This is a genomic window from Undibacterium sp. KW1, assembly GCF_009937955.1.
Lineage (GTDB): Bacteria > Pseudomonadota > Gammaproteobacteria > Burkholderiales > Burkholderiaceae_D > Undibacterium.
Window position 1 is genome coordinate 4,336,388 of record NZ_AP018439.1, and the last position, 16,115, is coordinate 4,352,502.

Here is a 16,115-nt window from a genome sequence, read left to right on the forward strand (position 1 = left end):
CGCTTAAGCGTCAATATTCTTCTTCATCAAAATAAGTCTCTTCATGCTTCCATAAGGGACGCTCGTCCCAGTCGGTCAGATAATGTCGATCCGGGCCAAAGAACACACTGACATGCATCACCTCATCAAGCTCCACTTGTTTATCCAGGACAAAATCGGCATAGCTACCGGCACCTTGCAACATCTGTACGGGGCAAGCTCCTTCTGCAAGACGGGCACTCCATGCCTGGTATGCAGCATTTCTATTGCAAGCAGATGTTTTGGGGTAATCATCCCAGGCATATTCAAAAAATTCTTCGCACTGCTGCGGCGTTGCCGCAGCTTTTGAGCGTGATCTTGGTTTTATTTTTTTTATTGGTTGATTGTTTATTGGTTCATCGTTCATGGCTACTGGTTCATGGTTAATGGTTGCGATCTGTGCAGTCTCTAATTTCGGTTCTGATCTTGATTGTGATTTCAGATGTTTCAGGTTTGCATGAGATGTTTTCCTTGCAGGGTATTGCTCAAATTCTTCATCTTCCTCTCCCAGCCCTGTTGCCCTGCCAGACCTGGCACCGCCCCAGCGCGCCTTGTTGGCAGATTTGGCGCGGTCGGCTTTGGCCCGGTATAAGGCCAGCTCTTCTTCACAGCGACTATTCGTATGACCTGCATCTGAAATCACAAAGAAATCAGACAAGACGTCTGCCACTTCATGCATATAGTCGCGCATGCCTATCAGGCGTGCGACTTTTTCAGGCTCAACAGGCAGGGCAGCTTCGGTGGTGTAGTACAAATCCAGCATGCGGCGGTAGGCCAGGTCTTCCAGCAAGCTCAGGTGACGGGTGTGGGACGCATAATCGCCCAGGTGGAAGGGATAAAAATTCATATGCTCCCTCCTCTGGCACTGGTGTTGTAGCCGCGAGATATAAGATAAATGACCAGCCCTGCAAATGACCGGGCGTGACTGTACGCTTGAATCAGGATATTCAATGAAAACCTCATGAACAAAATTAGTGATGCACAGGTCAGGAAAACCCGTGCAGAAAATGATATGTGTGCAAACTTAAAAACAACGCGAATTGATGTGTTGTCTGGCGCGTTGTGAGATGTATTAAAACGTCGCGTTGCTGCGTAATTTGAATTCGTGCCTTGATTGCACGCAGTAATGTTGTGTAAAAACGCTGTGTAAAAAATGCTGCTCAGAAAACCTGGTAGTGATGCCAGCCTGCAGGAAGATAAGCTTAAGATACACTTTCCCCGCAAGGATGCATGTTACACAAACTGCCAGCATCCTCAAAATTTTTATTACGTCAGATTAAAACCAAGAAAAGACTGAAAGAAAACCCTGAAAAAACATGATTCAAGCTCCGGAACCAAGCTTTTTTACCTCCGCCCCAGTACAATACTAGCTGACTCATTTCCCACCATCGACAACATAATGCCGGTTAAATTTCAACCCCTGTTCTGCCTCGCCCTGGCGCTGCCTGCCATGTATAGCCAAAGCACCCTGGCTTCTACAGAAAAACAGGCGACCGTTACCAGTACTCAGATTAAAAAGCAGTTATCTGCCACTGAAACAGAGGCCAATAACTTGCGCAAACAGGCAGCAGAGAACCCCGACAAATACTTGCCCCAATTGATCACGGCCATCACCCGGCAGGGCACTATTTATCATAAGGAAAACCGCTATCAGGAAGCGCATACAGCCTATGAAGAAGCGCTGGAACTCTGTAACAAGGTAGAGGCAGGCAAAGCAGAAACCTACCAGGCACACCTGTATATGCTGCTCAATAATCTGGCCTTGCTATATCAGGCAGAAAAAAACTGGCCACAGACCAGGGTTTATTTTGAAAAAGCAGTTGCCGTCAGCCGTCTGCAGGTAGAAAAAAACCGTGATGCTTACTTGCCGCAATTGACTTCGACCCTGCATAGCCTGGCAGATCATGACAAAGAACAGACTCTGCGCCCGCAAGCGCTGGCAGCCTATAACGAAGTCATCGCCAATTATCGCGAGTTGGTACAGAAAGATGCTTATACCTACACGCCAAGACTGGCCAGCGCATTTTTTCATGCGGGCGTGGTTCAGTATCAGGAGAAAAAACTTCCTGAAGCTAGGCAGATGTTTGAAGAGTCAATTGCGTCTTACCGTCTTGCGGTAGTAAAAGAAGAAAAATTCAAACCGGAATTGGCGCTTAGCCTGTCCAATCTTGGTATCACGAATAAAGCCGACAACAAATACGCTGCAGCACGGGCAAATTTTGATGAGGCCATTGTCATCTACCAGACTGAAAAGCAAAAAAGCGCCCATACCCAGTATGTGCATGCCAACTCCGTCAGAAGCCTGGGGGATTTGAATGCCATCGAAAACAAACGGGCTCAGGCGCAAGCATCTTACGAAGAAGCGGTTAATATCTATAGGCAAATTCCTGCCAGTTACGCTGACGAGGCCCGTCCATCGTTTGCAGCGGCCCTCATAGAACTGGCACACATTTACAAGCAGAGTAATCTTCAACCGCAAGCAATCAGCGCCTTCAATGAGGCTATCGTCAGTTATCGCCAGCTAAACCAGAAAGATGCGCTGACCTACACACCCAAGCTGGCCAATGCGCTGCTTAATCTGGGCTTTGTTCTGCATAATGATAGAAAATATGCAGAAGCAAAAAAAACTTATGAAGAATCAGTCAGTTTTTACCGCCTTGCGGCATTAAAAGAAGCCAGGTTCAATGCCGGGCTTGCCTTAGCCCTGAGTAATATTGCACTCATCGATAAACTTGATAATAAAAACCCTGAAGCGCGCCAGGCTTTTGATGAATCCATTGCCCTTTATAAGGAAGATATAAAAAACAATCCGGCGTCCCTGCATGGCTATGCCGTGACACTGGAGGGCTACGCTGAGCTCAACAAGAAAGAGAACAAGCTGCCGCTGGCACAGGCAGCTTATGAAGACGCCGTCCGCGTCTATAAGCAAGAGCTGGCGACAGAGCCAGCACAGGCCTTGCCAGCCTTGCCGGCATTAACAACTGCGCTCATCAGTCTGGCTGACTTGTACCGGCAAATGCGGCTGTCTGACAAGGCAATTGGTGCTTACGGTGAGGTCGTCGCCAACTACCGGCAGTTAATCCAGAAAGATGCTGACACCTATACACCCAGGCTGGCGAGCGCCTATTTTTATCTGGGAGTGCTGCATTTCAACGAAGACAGATATTCAGATGCAAGACAGGCATACCAGGAATCTGTCAATTTTTACCGTACCGCGATAGGCAAAGAACCCCGGTTCAAGCCTGAGCTTGCCCTGAGTATTTCCAATCTTGGCGTCAGCTACAAGAATGACAAAAAATTTACCGAAGCGCGGCTGGCGCTTGATGAGGCCATCGCCATCTACCGTGCAGAAAGCCAGAAGAGCGCCCATACCCTGTATGCCTATGGCGACACACTCAAAAACCTGGGTGATCTGAATGTTTTAGAAAAAAAGCAGGCACAAGCGCAAACATCCTACGAAGAGGCCGCCACTATCTATCGCCAGGTACCAGCCAGCTATGCCGACCAGGCAAGGCCCAACTTTGCAGCAACACTCAACGAGCTCGCAGATATCTATAAGCAGACAGGGCAAAGCGACAAGGCGCGCGTGATTTATGAAGAAGCCGTCGTTCACTGGCGCAAACTGGCCGTCAAAACACCAGAGTATTATCAAAGAAGACTGGCGGGTACCCAATTGTCACTCGGTCTGATTTATTTCAATGAACGTAAAAATCAAGAGGCACAGCAGGCGCTTGAAGAGGCCATCAGCATGTATGGCGCGCAGGCAGAAAAATATCCTGAGCTGACGCACAATCTTGCAGTCAGCTATTTAAACCTCGGCGATGCTGCGCTCGTCAACAAGCAAACCCAAAAAGCCTATACCGCCTATGGCGAAGCCCTGGTTCTTTACCGCAAACTGCTCAAGAAAGATAGTGACAACTATTTGCCGCCACTGACCAATTTGCTGGCCACCATGGCAGAGATAGACCTGACGCAAAAACGCAATAAAGAAGCTTACCCTGCGCTGGAAGAAGCGGCAGACAATTACCGCAAGCTCTCGGCAAAGGATGCCACCTCAGCGCAGCTGTATGCGAAAAAACTTGCCAGCGTCTTGAGCCAGCTTGGCTACCTGAATCTGACTAACAAGCCACAACTGGCCGAATCACTGTTCACTGAAGCCCTGGCTATCTATCGCCCGCTTGCTGTCAGAGAACCACTTTACCTGCACGATCTTGCGTCGGTACAAGTCAGGCTGGCCATGGCCTTCAACAATCAGAGAAAGACGGTCCTGGCGCGCCCTCTGATGGAAGAAGCTATCGCCAATTATCGCAAACTGATACTGCAAAAACCCGAATTGACGGATGAACTGATCTTTACGCTGTCACAACTGGGTGAGCTCAATCTGAAAGAATTCCGCATCGATGATGCCCGCAAGATGTATGCCGAAATACTCGCCCTATGCCGCCAGCAAATTGACAAAAATCCGGCCACTGAAAAGCGCAAGCTGGCATGGGTACTTGCCAGACTGGGCACGTTCAACATCATCGGTAAAGACCTGATACAGGCCCGCATTTTCCTGAATGAAGCAATCAGTATCTATCGCCTGGATTACGCACAACGCAGCGACACTGCCAATGAATTTGCGATGGCCCTGTATGGCCTGGGTTTGCTCAACGAGGCAGATAACCGAGCCTCAGCAGCAATCAAAGCTTTTAGTGAAGCAAGCACCCTGCTGCAGGAACAAAAGCAATTAAGCCTTGCCCAGCAAGCTGAACTGGGCAAAATACTCCACAGCCTGGCGACCGTAGAGTTGACCGAAAAGCGTCTCAAAGATGCACAGGAACATGTCAACGCAGCGCTGGCTATCCGCAGACAATTGGCAAAGAATGACACTGAAGCTGAGCAGCAAGACCTGATAGACGATCTTGCCCTGCTCTCCAGCATTCATATGCTCAACAAGGATTTGCCCAGGGTCAGGCAAGTCTATGCAGAAATCGCACAGCTTGCTGAGCGCACAGGGTCGCTGCCACCGAAAACCCAGGCCCGCGTCGATGCAATCAGGCTCTTTATTAAAAATACCAAGGGCTTATAAGCATTTTACTTCGCGCCAGGATCAGATTCACAGCACGCCTGCCTGGGCGTGCTGGCCTGACCAACCACGCAAGCATGCCGGGCCCTGCTGCTGAAACTCATTTTGGCGCATGAGAGCCCACATGATCAGTACCCTGGGGCCGACACATGCCCTACTTCATAGGCCTGCACATGATCAGGCAAACCTGCAGCTTGCGCGGCAGAGGCATCCCCCCATAAAGTAAAGCGCACCAGTGTCCATGCATTTGGGTCAAAAGCCACCAGCGTTGCCAGCGCACCGGCTTGCTTGCTCATGTTTTTTGCGGCGACAGTTTCAAGCTCGCGCAAAGCACCGAGATCTGTGTAAGCCTCAATCTGGCTGATCTCGCGCGTAGCAAACGTCGCGCTGCGCACCTGCGCATCCACATGACCATGCCACACCGACCACTGCCTGACCGTAGGCCAGCCAAAGGCTTGCGAGACAGCCTTGAAGCCATCGCCGCAGATGAAATTATTCAAGCCTTCATTGTCATGCCAGAGGTAAAAAGGCGCATAGACATTATGGCTGGACTTCGTAGGCTCCTGGCCTTTGCTGGCATACAGATAGGCCTTGAAAGCCAGACCAGGAAAGTTATCCAGCATATGCCCTTTGCTGGCAATGCGCTGACGCACAATGTCCATGTCGTAGTCGGCAGGGAGGGTGAAGTTGTATTGCATGGCGATCATGTTGGGTGTCCTTTTGAAATTGGTTTGATGAGAAATTTTTTCTTGCAGCTTGCAATTGTCGTAGGTTGGGCTACGCCTCATCAGCCCAACACTCGGCGTTTCAATGACGTATACGTTTGCTTAGGCCCAGTGTTGGGCTGGTAAAGCGTAGCCCAACCTACGAAACTGTGTCTCTGTGTCTCTGTGTTGAGAGGTCTTGAAGTAATCCCGTTCTAAGCGGGCCAGACATATACTCACCCCACCTCATACCGCGCCACTCCGTCATACATCACACCGCCACTAAACGACCAGTCCTCTGCCGCCGTGGTATTGATAATGACCAGCACATCCTCAGCCCTGATGCCCGGTGATATTGCCAGCAACTCCGCCAGCCTGCAGTAAAACGCCGCCTTGGTAGCAGCACTGCGCTGGCGTCCTGCGGTGATCTGTATCAACACAAAATCATCCGACCTTGGCTTGTTCTCGTGACTGAGATAATGACGGTCAAACACCAGTTCATTCACTTCATGCTGATGGATGATCTGGAAGCGGTCCTTGAGTGGCACTTCATATGCTTCCACCAGTGCCTGATGCAAGGCATCCGACAAGGCTTGCAGGTATTCAGGTGATTTACCCTTTAACAGGGATAAGCGGCTCATGGGCATGATTTACTCCTTTGATTTTGCTGTGGTTTAATTGGCAGACAATTAGCAGACAATTGGCGCAGCACGGTGACAGCCGATGCCGCCGTAGGCCAACCAGCATAAAACGCCAGGTGGGTGATGACCTCGACCAGTTCTGCATTGGTGATGCCGTTGTCCAGCGCCCGCTGCATGTGAAAGGGCAATTGCTCACTGCTGTTCAGCGCGATCAGGGTGGCAACGGTAATCAGGCTGCGTTCACGCGCGGCCAGGCCCGGCCTTTGCCAGATGTCATCGAATAAAACAGTGTCTGTCAGCTCGGCAAACTTGGGGGCGATGTCGCCCATGAGTTCGCGCGCGATGGTGCTGGGGATTTGCATGGTGCGACTCCAAAAGCGTTATTGACAAGTACAAGATACCCGACTATCTTCATCCATAAAATCAGATAATTTCAAACCCATCATTCCAAAAATCGGGATGGACAAAAAATAAATAAAAAGGAGCAAATCAGTGAGCAAGATCACCTTTGACCTTGATGTCATGCGCACCTTTGTGACTGGCATAGAGCTGGGCAGCTTTGCCAAGGCGGCAGACAGGCTGGGCCGCTCCACCTCTGCCGTCAGCGCCCAGCTCAAGAAACTCGAAGACCAGGTCGGCAGCCCCATCCTGCGCAAATCTGGTCGTGGCATGCTGCCCACCCCAGCGGGCGAAACCCTGCTGGCCTATGGCCGCCGCCTGCTTGAACTCAATGACGAAGCCGCTGCCGCCGTGCGTGGGGTTGATCTCGAAGGCTGGATCAGGCTGGGCATTCCTGAAGACTTTGGCGAGCGCATACTCACCGACGTGCTGGGCCGCTTCGCCCGCGCCCACCCCAGGGTCAGGATAGAAGCCAAAATCGCCCGCAACGCCACCCTGCTTGACCTCATCACCGGCGGCCAGTTAGACCTGGCGCTGACCTGGGATGGCGGCATCAGCACCCCAAACAGCGAACACCTGCGTAACTTTGCCATGCACTGGATAGGCGCGGCAGACCCGCAACTTCAAGCCAGCTATGCCGGTGATGAACCTCTGTCGCTGGTCGCCTTTGAAGCCCCCTGCCTCATGCGCAGTTGCGCCACCAGCGCACTTGACCATGCCAACATTCCCTGGCGCCTGTCCTTCACCAGTCCCAGCCTGTCCGGCATCTGGGCCGCCGTCGCCGCAGGCTTGGGCCTGACCGTGCGCACTGCCGCTGGTTTGCCGAAGCACTTGCGCATCATCGACAACCCGGCCCTGCCCACCTTGCCCATGCTGGGCCTGAGCCTGCACCGACTTGAGGCTGAACCGGACATGGCCGTGCAGCGTTTGCGCGAGATTATGGTGGAGACGCTAATGGAAGAAGAAATGGGGCAGCAGTTGAGAGCGGCGTGATGACTGGCAAAATCAAGATTAAGTATTGAAAGGGCGTTGAATGAGCATATTAAATAGCTTGCAGAGCTACATTGGATTGAAAGTTGGCACTCGGCGGTTTACTCCCGTCGATAGTAATAAATTAGATCAGGCAGAAATGGAACTAGGGTTTCTATTGCCATCTAGCTTAAGAAAATTTTACCAAGCAGTCGGTTATGGCTGGCTTGCAGAAGATAATCGGCCTGACATCAGGAATTTGTTTATCCATCCTTTGGATATGGTTGATCTGTATAAGGGTATTTCCGATTTTGGGCCACCCGAACAATTTTTGCCTGGAGATGTTCCATTTTTTGACTGTGGCTCATTCAGGTTTTTAGTGTTTCGACCAAATTCTGCCAATCCAGAATTCATCTATAAAGATAATGGTGACATAAATCCGGTTGCGAACAATGTAGAAGATTTAGTAGCCAAACTTTTGCGAAATCCACATTTTTATGAAGAGTGAGTTTTCAATATCTCTTGATTATGGACGTACAGTTTGTCGATTCAGGTAAAGCCAGAAATCAAGAATTTGATAAATTCCGTTTTCAAATTCAGATATGATGTACGTTTTACATCTTTCCTCATCTGCCCATGCCTGCTCTCAAACTGCGCCCAGTCTCTAATTTGATACTTGCCTCCGGCCTTTTGCTGGCTGCAGCCAGCCAGGCACAATTGCCAGCGAGCTATACCCTCGAGGACAAAAGACTCTTGTGGGAAGAAGCAGTTTCTTATGCCGATGGCATACAATATAATTACGACCTGCTGCGTTTTGACAACCAGGACGCGGCCAATACTTGCGAAAAATATTCTGCTACCTGCGTCAATGTCAAAACCAGGGGCAGGGAAAATTTCCGGCTACCTTTACCCAGCGTTCCTTTATATCTCAAAGAGACGGTGAGTAATATGCTGCTCACCCCTGTCAGCAAGCCACTGCTTGACCCTGCCAGTAATACCTGGGTCCTGGTCGTCATGAACAACACAAAATCAAGCGAGTTCCCCAAAAATGTTGACCCGCAAAACTGGCTTGACCAGTATGCCCTGATAACCCTGCCAGCTTTGACCGATGTCAAAAATGACCCGCGACTGGCTACGCGACGCGAGCTGGGCCGCATTCTCAATCAGGCATCGCTGACAGCAGCCTTGACTGCAGATAAAGTCAACAGCAGCAATATCAATACCCGGCTGGCCGATGGTTCTACCCTATTGCGCAGGGCCATCATGATGAGAGACAGCGAAATGACAGACACTCTGCTCAAGAACGGTGCCCGTGCAGACGTATGCACACCCAGATGCCCCTTGAACAGCGCGATTCACACAGCAGACCTCAATCTGATCAAGAAACTGCTTGATGCCGGTGCCAACCCCAATGGTGGCACAAGTGACTACCGCCCTCTGTCCGTGGCAACACTGCTCGCTAACAAAAATGTCATCGGGCTCTTGCTGGACAAGGGTGCCAATCTGTTGTTGCCACAACCAGAAATCGCATTTGGCAGCACCATTGAAAAAAATTTGTTGCAATACGCCCCTCCCGGCAATCCTGAATTTGCCAACTGGTTGCAAACAAAAATAGAGCAGGCGCTGGATAAGTCTGGCAAATACAAATGGGCAGCCTGGATAGAGCAAAACGGCCAGAAGACACCGCTCACAGACAATGCCGTCATCAAGCTCAAAAAAGCACCATTCAAGATTGCCATGCAGATCAACCCAGAAAACTCATTCAGGTTGATTTGCGCCGAGGACAAAAGTCTGTTTGAACATGCCAAAGACATCCACTTCAGGACTGACACCCTTAGCCCATTCAAGGTTGGCGCGTCAGGTGACGATAGCAAATATCTCAGCTGTGGCAAGATCGTCATGGAAAAGGGCAAGTGGACATTTGACGGCGCGACTAAAGAACTGAGCTATACCGAAAATGCCGATGAAAAGACTGGCACTCAGCGCATAAAGGGGCCGAAAGGCATGGAATACAGCTACAACGTCACTGAATTTCTTGAGGACGATAACGCAGTCCCGCTGGCCCAATACAATGGCAAAGACCTCGCCATGATCATAGGCACCGTGCCCAGATCAGGCATGGGCGCAGACTACTTCCGCCCGGCCAGTTTTACGATCAAGTTTCAGTGATGTGTTTACCTGCCCTTGTACGTAACTCAAGGCCAGTGAACCCATGTGGCCCTTGTAAGGCTTTCGCGGCGCATACCACTCCCGGTTTGCGCTGCGCCAGCGGGACATGTACTATCTCTTTTGGATAAATGGGCAGGCAAACCAGATTCATTTCAAAATCCATCCTCAGGAGGCAATATGAAACGTGTTGTTGGCATAGGCGGTGTGTTTTTCAAGGCAAAAGACCCGCAAGCATTAAGTGCCTGGTACCGGGATCATCTCGGTTTTGAACTCAGCCCCTGGGGCGGTGCCGTATTCGAGGCCAATGGCGACAGCACAGAAAAAACCGCCTGGTCATTGTTCCCGGCAGATTCCACCTCCTTCGCCCCCAGCACCCAGCCCTTCATGATCAATTACCGCGTCGATGACCTGCACGCCCTGCTAGCCGCCTTGCGCGCCGAAGGTTGCGATGTCGATGCCAAAGTAGATGAATCAGAATACGGCAAGTTCGGCTGGGTCATGGACCCTGAAGGTAACCGCGTGGAGTTGTGGGAACCACCAAAAAATTAATGCTGCAGAACCCGGCCGCCATTTTGCCAACGGCAAACCCTGCACATAGCTGCATTCAGTAGGGTGCGCCGTGCGCACCGGCTAATCTTGCGGGCAATGATAATGATGTCAAATCCGTGCGCCTGTATCACAGCAATGTCAGCAAGAAGATAAGCGTAGGGCGCGCATTACAATGCACCCTACATTACGGAACTGAGCAAGCTGCAATCCATTTTTACCGCTCCCTTCAAATCGTCATGCCGGACTTGATCCGGCATCCAGCGTCGTTTTACCCAGACTTCAAAATTACTGCTGATCGTCGCAAAACCGTGCGCAGCTTCTCGCTCCCGGATACCTGCGCCACTTTACAACGAAAGCCGCTGGATGCCAGATCAAGTCTGGCATGGCGGTTGGGACGTCTTAGTCAGCAATAAGCTCAAGGTCTTTTAAGCGAACAAAAAAACTCTGGAGTACGCAACTCAGTTCATTAGCACGATGACGCCGTGCCAGGCACACCTGCGCCTGGCAACAATAAATTGAACAAACGATGCTATATTGCGTTTTTGCCTGTTGCCTGCCGTGTATCAGGCCATGCATGTGCAGGCAAAGGCGATCAACTTAATCTGACCCATGACCAGCATACCCACATCACCAACAGGCACCAGCCGCAAACACCTGCTCCCGTGGATCAGAATATCCCTGCTCTGCTGTCTCATGCTGTATTCACTGGCACGCGCCATTGATTATCTGCATCAGGCAGGCTGCGCGCAAAACCCCGGTGTGGGCGCGACGATAGCGTCTGCTGACCTGGGTATGATCTCTGCCGGTTTTCAATGGCTGTTCATGTTGTCGGGTGCGGTCATACTCGGTACCTGGCCGGGCGTGAGCAAATGGCGCAGGCTGGGGCAGGCATCTGTGTTTTTGGTGCTCAGCTTTTGCCTGTCTGTCGTGCTGTCAGTCTGGTATGAGGATGAGGTGGCAGAAACTTGCGCCCAGCCAGGTGTAACCCAGCCTGCCAATGCAAGAACTCCTTGAGCCGCTTGTCTGTCTTTGCCATTCAAGTGTATAGTTTTTCACTCACAAAAAAATTCCACACCATGCCCACGCTGATTTTCACCCCGCGCTATACCGACGACTCACAAGCCTTGTGGAAGGCAGCAGGTGCATTGGGCTGGCAGGTTCAGCGCCTGACGAACTGGCGTGTGCCAGATCACATGCAAAATCTGGATGAACCAGTATTATATGGAGAAGCCCTGTTTGGCCCAACGCTGGCAGAGCAACTGGGCATACGTCTGCTGAGCCCGCCAGAAGACTGGCTGGTGCGCCTGCCCATGGAATACAAACACCGTCAGATCAGCATGCAAACCCTGGGGCAGGCTCGCCAACTGACAAAGCCTGCTTTTATCAAACCGCCCAATGACAAGAGTTTTCCGGCGGAGGTATATACCGGTGCCAGCCTGCCGACTGAGTATGATGACGACATGCCGGTGCTGGTGTCAGAGGTCGTCCAGTGGGAAAAAGAATTTCGCTGTTTTATATTGCAGCGCCAATTGGTCACCTACTCTCTCTATTCCCGCTTTGGTGATGTTCAGCGCGAGACAGAGTTCGCCAGCACGATGGATGAAGACAACGCGCTAAAGACATTCATGCACATCCTGCTGGCAGACCAGCGCGTCGATTTACCCGATGCCTGTGTCATCGATGCCGGCATGCTGGCTGGCGGCGCATGGGCCTGCGTGGAACAAAATGCGGCATGGGGTGCGGGTATTTATGGTTGTGATCCTGCCAGCGTGCTGGAAGTAGTGCGGCATGCTTCTGTCAGGGTTTAAGCTCTCAAGTCAAATCCCCGACATGCCTCACGGCCAAAGCTGCTCCTGCGTGACATGCCTGACATCACTTGCACTGCCCTGTCACTGCATTATAGGCCAGCGCAGCGGCGGCGAAATAGCCTTTGTAAGTAACCTGACCTATGGTAATGCCTTCGGGATTGGGCTTGATGCAATCAGTGATTTGGGCCTTGCTGACTTCGCGCCCGAATTTACGTATGGGGCTGCGCTCTGTGGCTTCCAGCGGCTGGCCGGAGCGGCTTGCCAGTTTTTGCAGGTCGCTACGGCTATCGGCATAAGCGCGGGCAATGGCGTCTTTATCTGTACGCAAGCCCGATGAGACCGTCGATTTTTCTTCTGTGAATACATCTTTGCCCGGGTCTTGCCATGACGGCTCTGCTGTTGGTAGCGTGATGGCTTGCGCTGCTTGTTGCGCACTCGGGCTGGCCCGCTGGCGGGTTTCGCGTTCCGGCATTTTGGCGATATCGGTTTTTTTACTGACAGCTCCGGCATCTGCACTTGGGGTCTTGGTCATCGCCTTGGGCATGAATGACAAATCGAGAGTGATGTAGCGAGTTTCTGGCGTTGGTTTTTTGTGCCAGGGCCGCACAAGCTGGAACAATAACAAGGCGGTGATCAGGCAGGCAATGACGAAAGAGAGCACGGATTGCCAGACAGCCTGATTCGGCAGGATAAGCTTGCGTTCTTGCATCAACTCGCCTCAACATGGAAACAGGGTATTGGACATTAGCTTTGACAAAACAGTTCCATTGAGCTTATTTTTCTTGCATGCAGAAATCATATGACAATAGTAGCGCGTGCTATATTAGCCTTCCCCATATGTCCTGAGTCAAGTGCAACAAAGGTGCCACCATGTTCGACCAATTAAAAACCCTGCTGCAAAACCACAATGCCCGCTTCCGTGTTGTTGAGCACCCTGCCGAGGGCCAGTCTGAAAAAGTCGCTGCCATACGCGGTACAGAAGTTGGCCAGGGTGCCAAGGCCATGCTGTGTCAGAGCAAGGATGAGTCGGCGAAACTGATACTTGCCATCCTGCCGGGTGACCAGAAGATCGATTTCAAAAAACTGGCCGCCGTCATGCAGGTCAGGAAAACCAGCTTTGCTGCACCTGAGGCAGCGATGGAGAAAACCGGCTGCGTCATTGGTGCGATACCGCCTTTTGTGTTTTCTGATGACATCGCACTGGTGCTGGACCCTACTCTGGTCGCACGTTATGCCGAGATCGCTTTCAATGCGGGGCGGCTGGATACGTCCATCATCCTGAATACGGAAGATTACCTGCGCATAGCCAAACCGATGCTGCATGATATTTGTGCGGCTTGATGCAATGCAGCTCACCCGGCTTGCGCCTTTGTGGTCACTGATCAAGCGTCATCCTTACCTGATCTTGTTTTGGGTTGGCATTACCTGGCTTTGCAGTATTGAACACATGGGCATGTTGTCATGGGTGATCTTGCCCGTCGTCTCGGTATATGCCTGCATCCGCTATGCCAGCCATTTGAAGAATGATGTTGCAAGAAAAAGGGCCGTACTACTGATGAGACTTTCCTTGGTGTCATTCACCATCGCAATGCTGATTCAACATCATCATGATGCATCTGCGAAAGAATATCGCGATATGGTGGTATCAGCTCTCAAGGAATATGAAAAAACTCACGGGCAATTGCCAGCCAGCCTTGACGACATACCCACACTGGCGAGCGATGGGCCTCGCCCTCATTATTTAAAATACTATCGAGACAAATATGGCGCATTGCTTTACTACTCTTCCACCTTCTCACATTTGAATAGAATGAAGTACGATTTCAGCAATCAGACATGGAAAAGCGTTTCTGATTAAATCTGGCTTATGGCCTTCAAGGCATTTACCCCGAATTCTCTCCACTATCTCCAAAGACCTCCCATGCAACAAACCACCTGGACTGCTGTTGATGATTATTTTTGTGAACGCCTGATCCCTGGCGACCCTGTGCTGAATGCAGCGCTGCAAGATAGTGATGCGGGCGATTTGCCGCAGCATCATGTGGCGCCTAACCAGGGCAAGTTCTTGCACTTGCTGGCCAAACTGCAGGGTGCAAAAACGGTGCTGGAATTTGGTACCCTCGGTGGCTACAGCACGATATGGCTGGCACGTGCCCTGCCAGAAGATGGGCGGGTCGTGTCGCTGGAATTCAACCCGCACAATGCGGCGATTGCGCAAAAGAATATTGAACGTGCCGGCCTCTCGCACAAGGTGGATATACGCGTGGGCAAGGCGCTCGACACGCTGCCCCAACTGGAGACAGAAGGCATACATCCGTTTGACCTGATCTTTATCGATGCCGACAAACCGAACAACCCGCATTATCTCGACTGGTCGATCAAGCTCTCGCGCCCCGGCACCCTCATCATCGGTGATAATGTGGTGCGCAATGGCGCGGTGGCTGATCCAGCCAGCACAGACGCCAATGTACAGGGCGTGCGCAGTTTTTTTGACTTGATGGCAAACAACCCGCGCCTGTCTGCGACGGCCTTGCAGACGGTAGGCAGCAAAGGCTATGATGGCTTCTCGATGGCGCTGGTGATTGCTTAGATGTTCGGTAGGGTGCGTCTTGACGCACCGTTTTGGCAATCTAAGTAAAGATAAAAGCGGTGCGCACGGCACCCCTACAGTACGCTATCAACATCATCCTCCATGAAACGCATCGTCACAATGTCACTCCCGCTCATCCTCATCTTTGCCGCTTATATGGGCTTGAAGCCCGTGCCCATCACACCTGTCGCCTGGCAGGCTCCTGTCAGCCAGGGTTACACTGGCTTGCATGCAGCCAATACCAGACTACAAGATTTGCACACAATAGGCCTGCAAGGCGAAGTGGGGCCGGAACATGTCGTCATCGGCCCCGATGGCAAACTCTATACCGGTGTTGAAAGCGGCAAGATTTTGCGCATGCAGCCAGATGGCAGTGCGCAGGAAGTATTGTGCACTACCGGCGGCAGGCCGCTGGGCATGGCCTTTGATGCAGACGGCCAGCTCATCGTGGCGGATGCCTTCAAGGGCCTATTGTCCATCACTGCCAACGGCAATATCAGCGTCTTGCTGGGGATTGCCGAAGGCGGGCCATTACATTTCCCGGATGCTGTGGTCGTTGCCAGGACAGGCAAGATTTATCTGACAGATTCATCGACCCGCTTCACACCCAGGCAATGGGGCAGCACCAACGAAGCCGCCATGCTGGATATTTTTGAACAGTCATCGACCGGCCGGGTGCTGGAATATGATCCGGTCAAAAAGTCTGCGCGCGTCATCGCCCAGGGCCTGAGCTTTGCCAATGGCATAGCCCTCGGCGGTGATGAAAGCAGCCTGCTCGTTGCCGAGAGCGGCAGGTTCAGGGTATGGAAGATCGCGACAGCAGCCCAACAACTGGACTTGGCCAAACCCTCGCCACAAGCAACTATCCTGTTCGATAACCTGCCCGGCTACCCGGACAATCTCACGCGCGGCAAAGACGACAAGTTATGGCTGGGCTTAGCCGGGCAACGCAACTTCCTCGACCAGACCGCACAACGCCCCTACCTGCGCAGCATGGCCTTGCGCATCCCGCGCCTGTTCTGGAAAATGCCACCAGCTTATGGCCATGTCATCGCTTTTACCGAAGACGGCAAAGTCATCAACGACCTGCAAGACCCTAGTGGCAATTCACCGACCGTCACAGGTGTGACAGAAACCGCGAACCGGCTGTATATTCATAATGTCAGTGGGAAGGGTTTGGGGTGGATGGGGAAGTAAAGC

The 16,115-nt window shown here is 51.8% G+C and carries 16 protein-coding genes; 11 read left to right on the forward strand and 5 right to left on the reverse strand.

Annotated features, from left to right (window positions below; translation table 11 throughout):
• Positions 1-10: 10 nt before the first annotated feature.
• Positions 11-865 (reverse strand): YdaU family protein, encoded by an 855-nt coding sequence (locus UNDKW_RS19470; protein ID WP_162060062.1) that lies wholly within the window; start codon positions 863-865, stop codon positions 11-13.
• Positions 866-1,417: 552 nt separating this feature from the next.
• Here UNDKW_RS19470 and UNDKW_RS19475 point away from each other — a divergent pair.
• Positions 1,418-5,089: a tetratricopeptide repeat protein gene (locus tag UNDKW_RS19475; protein WP_162060063.1), complete on the forward strand. Its 3,672-nt coding sequence runs from the start codon at positions 1,418-1,420 to the stop codon at positions 5,087-5,089.
• Between the two features lie 125 nt (positions 5,090-5,214).
• Here the strand turns inward: UNDKW_RS19475 and UNDKW_RS19480 are convergent, their stop codons facing one another.
• From UNDKW_RS19480 to UNDKW_RS19490, 3 genes are all read right to left on the reverse strand, one after another.
• Positions 5,215-5,793, reverse strand: a complete 579-nt coding sequence (locus UNDKW_RS19480; RefSeq protein ID WP_162060064.1) for a DUF4865 family protein — start codon at positions 5,791-5,793, stop codon at positions 5,215-5,217.
• A 233-nt stretch (positions 5,794-6,026) separates the two neighbouring features.
• Positions 6,027-6,437: a tautomerase family protein gene (locus tag UNDKW_RS19485; protein WP_162060065.1), complete on the reverse strand. Its 411-nt coding sequence runs from the start codon at positions 6,435-6,437 to the stop codon at positions 6,027-6,029.
• Positions 6,428-6,793, reverse strand: coding sequence for a carboxymuconolactone decarboxylase family protein (locus tag UNDKW_RS19490; RefSeq protein ID WP_162060066.1), 366 nt, complete (start codon positions 6,791-6,793; stop codon positions 6,428-6,430). Before UNDKW_RS19490 ends, UNDKW_RS19485 begins: the two co-directional genes overlap by 10 nt.
• A gap of 130 nt (positions 6,794-6,923) precedes the next feature.
• Here UNDKW_RS19490 and UNDKW_RS19495 point away from each other — a divergent pair, with 130 nt between their 5' ends.
• From UNDKW_RS19495 to UNDKW_RS19520, 6 genes are all read left to right on the forward strand, one after another.
• Positions 6,924-7,823 (forward strand): LysR substrate-binding domain-containing protein, encoded by a 900-nt coding sequence (locus UNDKW_RS19495; protein WP_162060067.1) that lies wholly within the window; start codon positions 6,924-6,926, stop codon positions 7,821-7,823.
• A gap of 40 nt (positions 7,824-7,863) precedes the next feature.
• Positions 7,864-8,307, forward strand: coding sequence for an SMI1/KNR4 family protein (locus UNDKW_RS19500; protein WP_162060068.1), 444 nt, complete (start codon positions 7,864-7,866; stop codon positions 8,305-8,307).
• Positions 8,308-8,435: 128 nt separating this feature from the next.
• Positions 8,436-9,968 carry an ankyrin repeat domain-containing protein gene (locus tag UNDKW_RS19505; RefSeq protein WP_162060069.1) on the forward strand — a complete coding sequence of 511 codons (1,533 nt, stop codon included), beginning with the start codon at positions 8,436-8,438 and terminating at the stop codon, positions 9,966-9,968.
• 177 nt (positions 9,969-10,145) lie between these two features.
• On the forward strand, positions 10,146-10,517 hold the full coding sequence (locus tag UNDKW_RS19510; RefSeq protein WP_162060070.1) for a VOC family protein: 372 nt from the start codon (positions 10,146-10,148) through the stop codon (positions 10,515-10,517).
• A 609-nt stretch (positions 10,518-11,126) separates the two neighbouring features.
• Positions 11,127-11,531 (forward strand): hypothetical protein, encoded by a 405-nt coding sequence (locus tag UNDKW_RS19515; RefSeq protein ID WP_162060071.1) that lies wholly within the window; start codon positions 11,127-11,129, stop codon positions 11,529-11,531.
• 62 nt (positions 11,532-11,593) lie between these two features.
• Positions 11,594-12,325 (forward strand): ATP-grasp domain-containing protein, encoded by a 732-nt coding sequence (locus UNDKW_RS19520; RefSeq protein WP_162060072.1) that lies wholly within the window; start codon positions 11,594-11,596, stop codon positions 12,323-12,325.
• 64 nt (positions 12,326-12,389) lie between these two features.
• Here the strand turns inward: UNDKW_RS19520 and UNDKW_RS19525 are convergent, their stop codons facing one another.
• Complete coding sequence (locus UNDKW_RS19525; RefSeq protein WP_162060073.1) at positions 12,390-13,034, reverse strand: hypothetical protein; 645 nt, start codon at positions 13,032-13,034, stop codon at positions 12,390-12,392.
• Between the two features lie 161 nt (positions 13,035-13,195).
• Between UNDKW_RS19525 and UNDKW_RS19530 the strand changes: the two genes are divergently transcribed.
• The 4 genes from UNDKW_RS19530 to UNDKW_RS19545 all read left to right on the forward strand — a co-directional run bounded on the left by UNDKW_RS19530 (position 13,196) and on the right by UNDKW_RS19545 (position 16,112).
• Positions 13,196-13,666, forward strand: a complete 471-nt coding sequence (locus UNDKW_RS19530) for a YbaK/prolyl-tRNA synthetase associated domain-containing protein (protein WP_162060074.1) — start codon at positions 13,196-13,198, stop codon at positions 13,664-13,666.
• Positions 13,667-13,670: 4 nt separating this feature from the next.
• Positions 13,671-14,183, forward strand: coding sequence for a hypothetical protein (locus tag UNDKW_RS19535; RefSeq protein WP_162060075.1), 513 nt, complete (start codon positions 13,671-13,673; stop codon positions 14,181-14,183).
• Positions 14,184-14,246: 63 nt separating this feature from the next.
• Positions 14,247-14,915, forward strand: coding sequence for an O-methyltransferase (locus UNDKW_RS19540; protein WP_162060076.1), 669 nt, complete (start codon positions 14,247-14,249; stop codon positions 14,913-14,915).
• Between the two features lie 102 nt (positions 14,916-15,017).
• Positions 15,018-16,112 (forward strand): SMP-30/gluconolactonase/LRE family protein, encoded by a 1,095-nt coding sequence (locus UNDKW_RS19545; RefSeq protein ID WP_162060077.1) that lies wholly within the window; start codon positions 15,018-15,020, stop codon positions 16,110-16,112.
• The last annotated feature ends 3 nt before the right edge of the window (positions 16,113-16,115 follow it).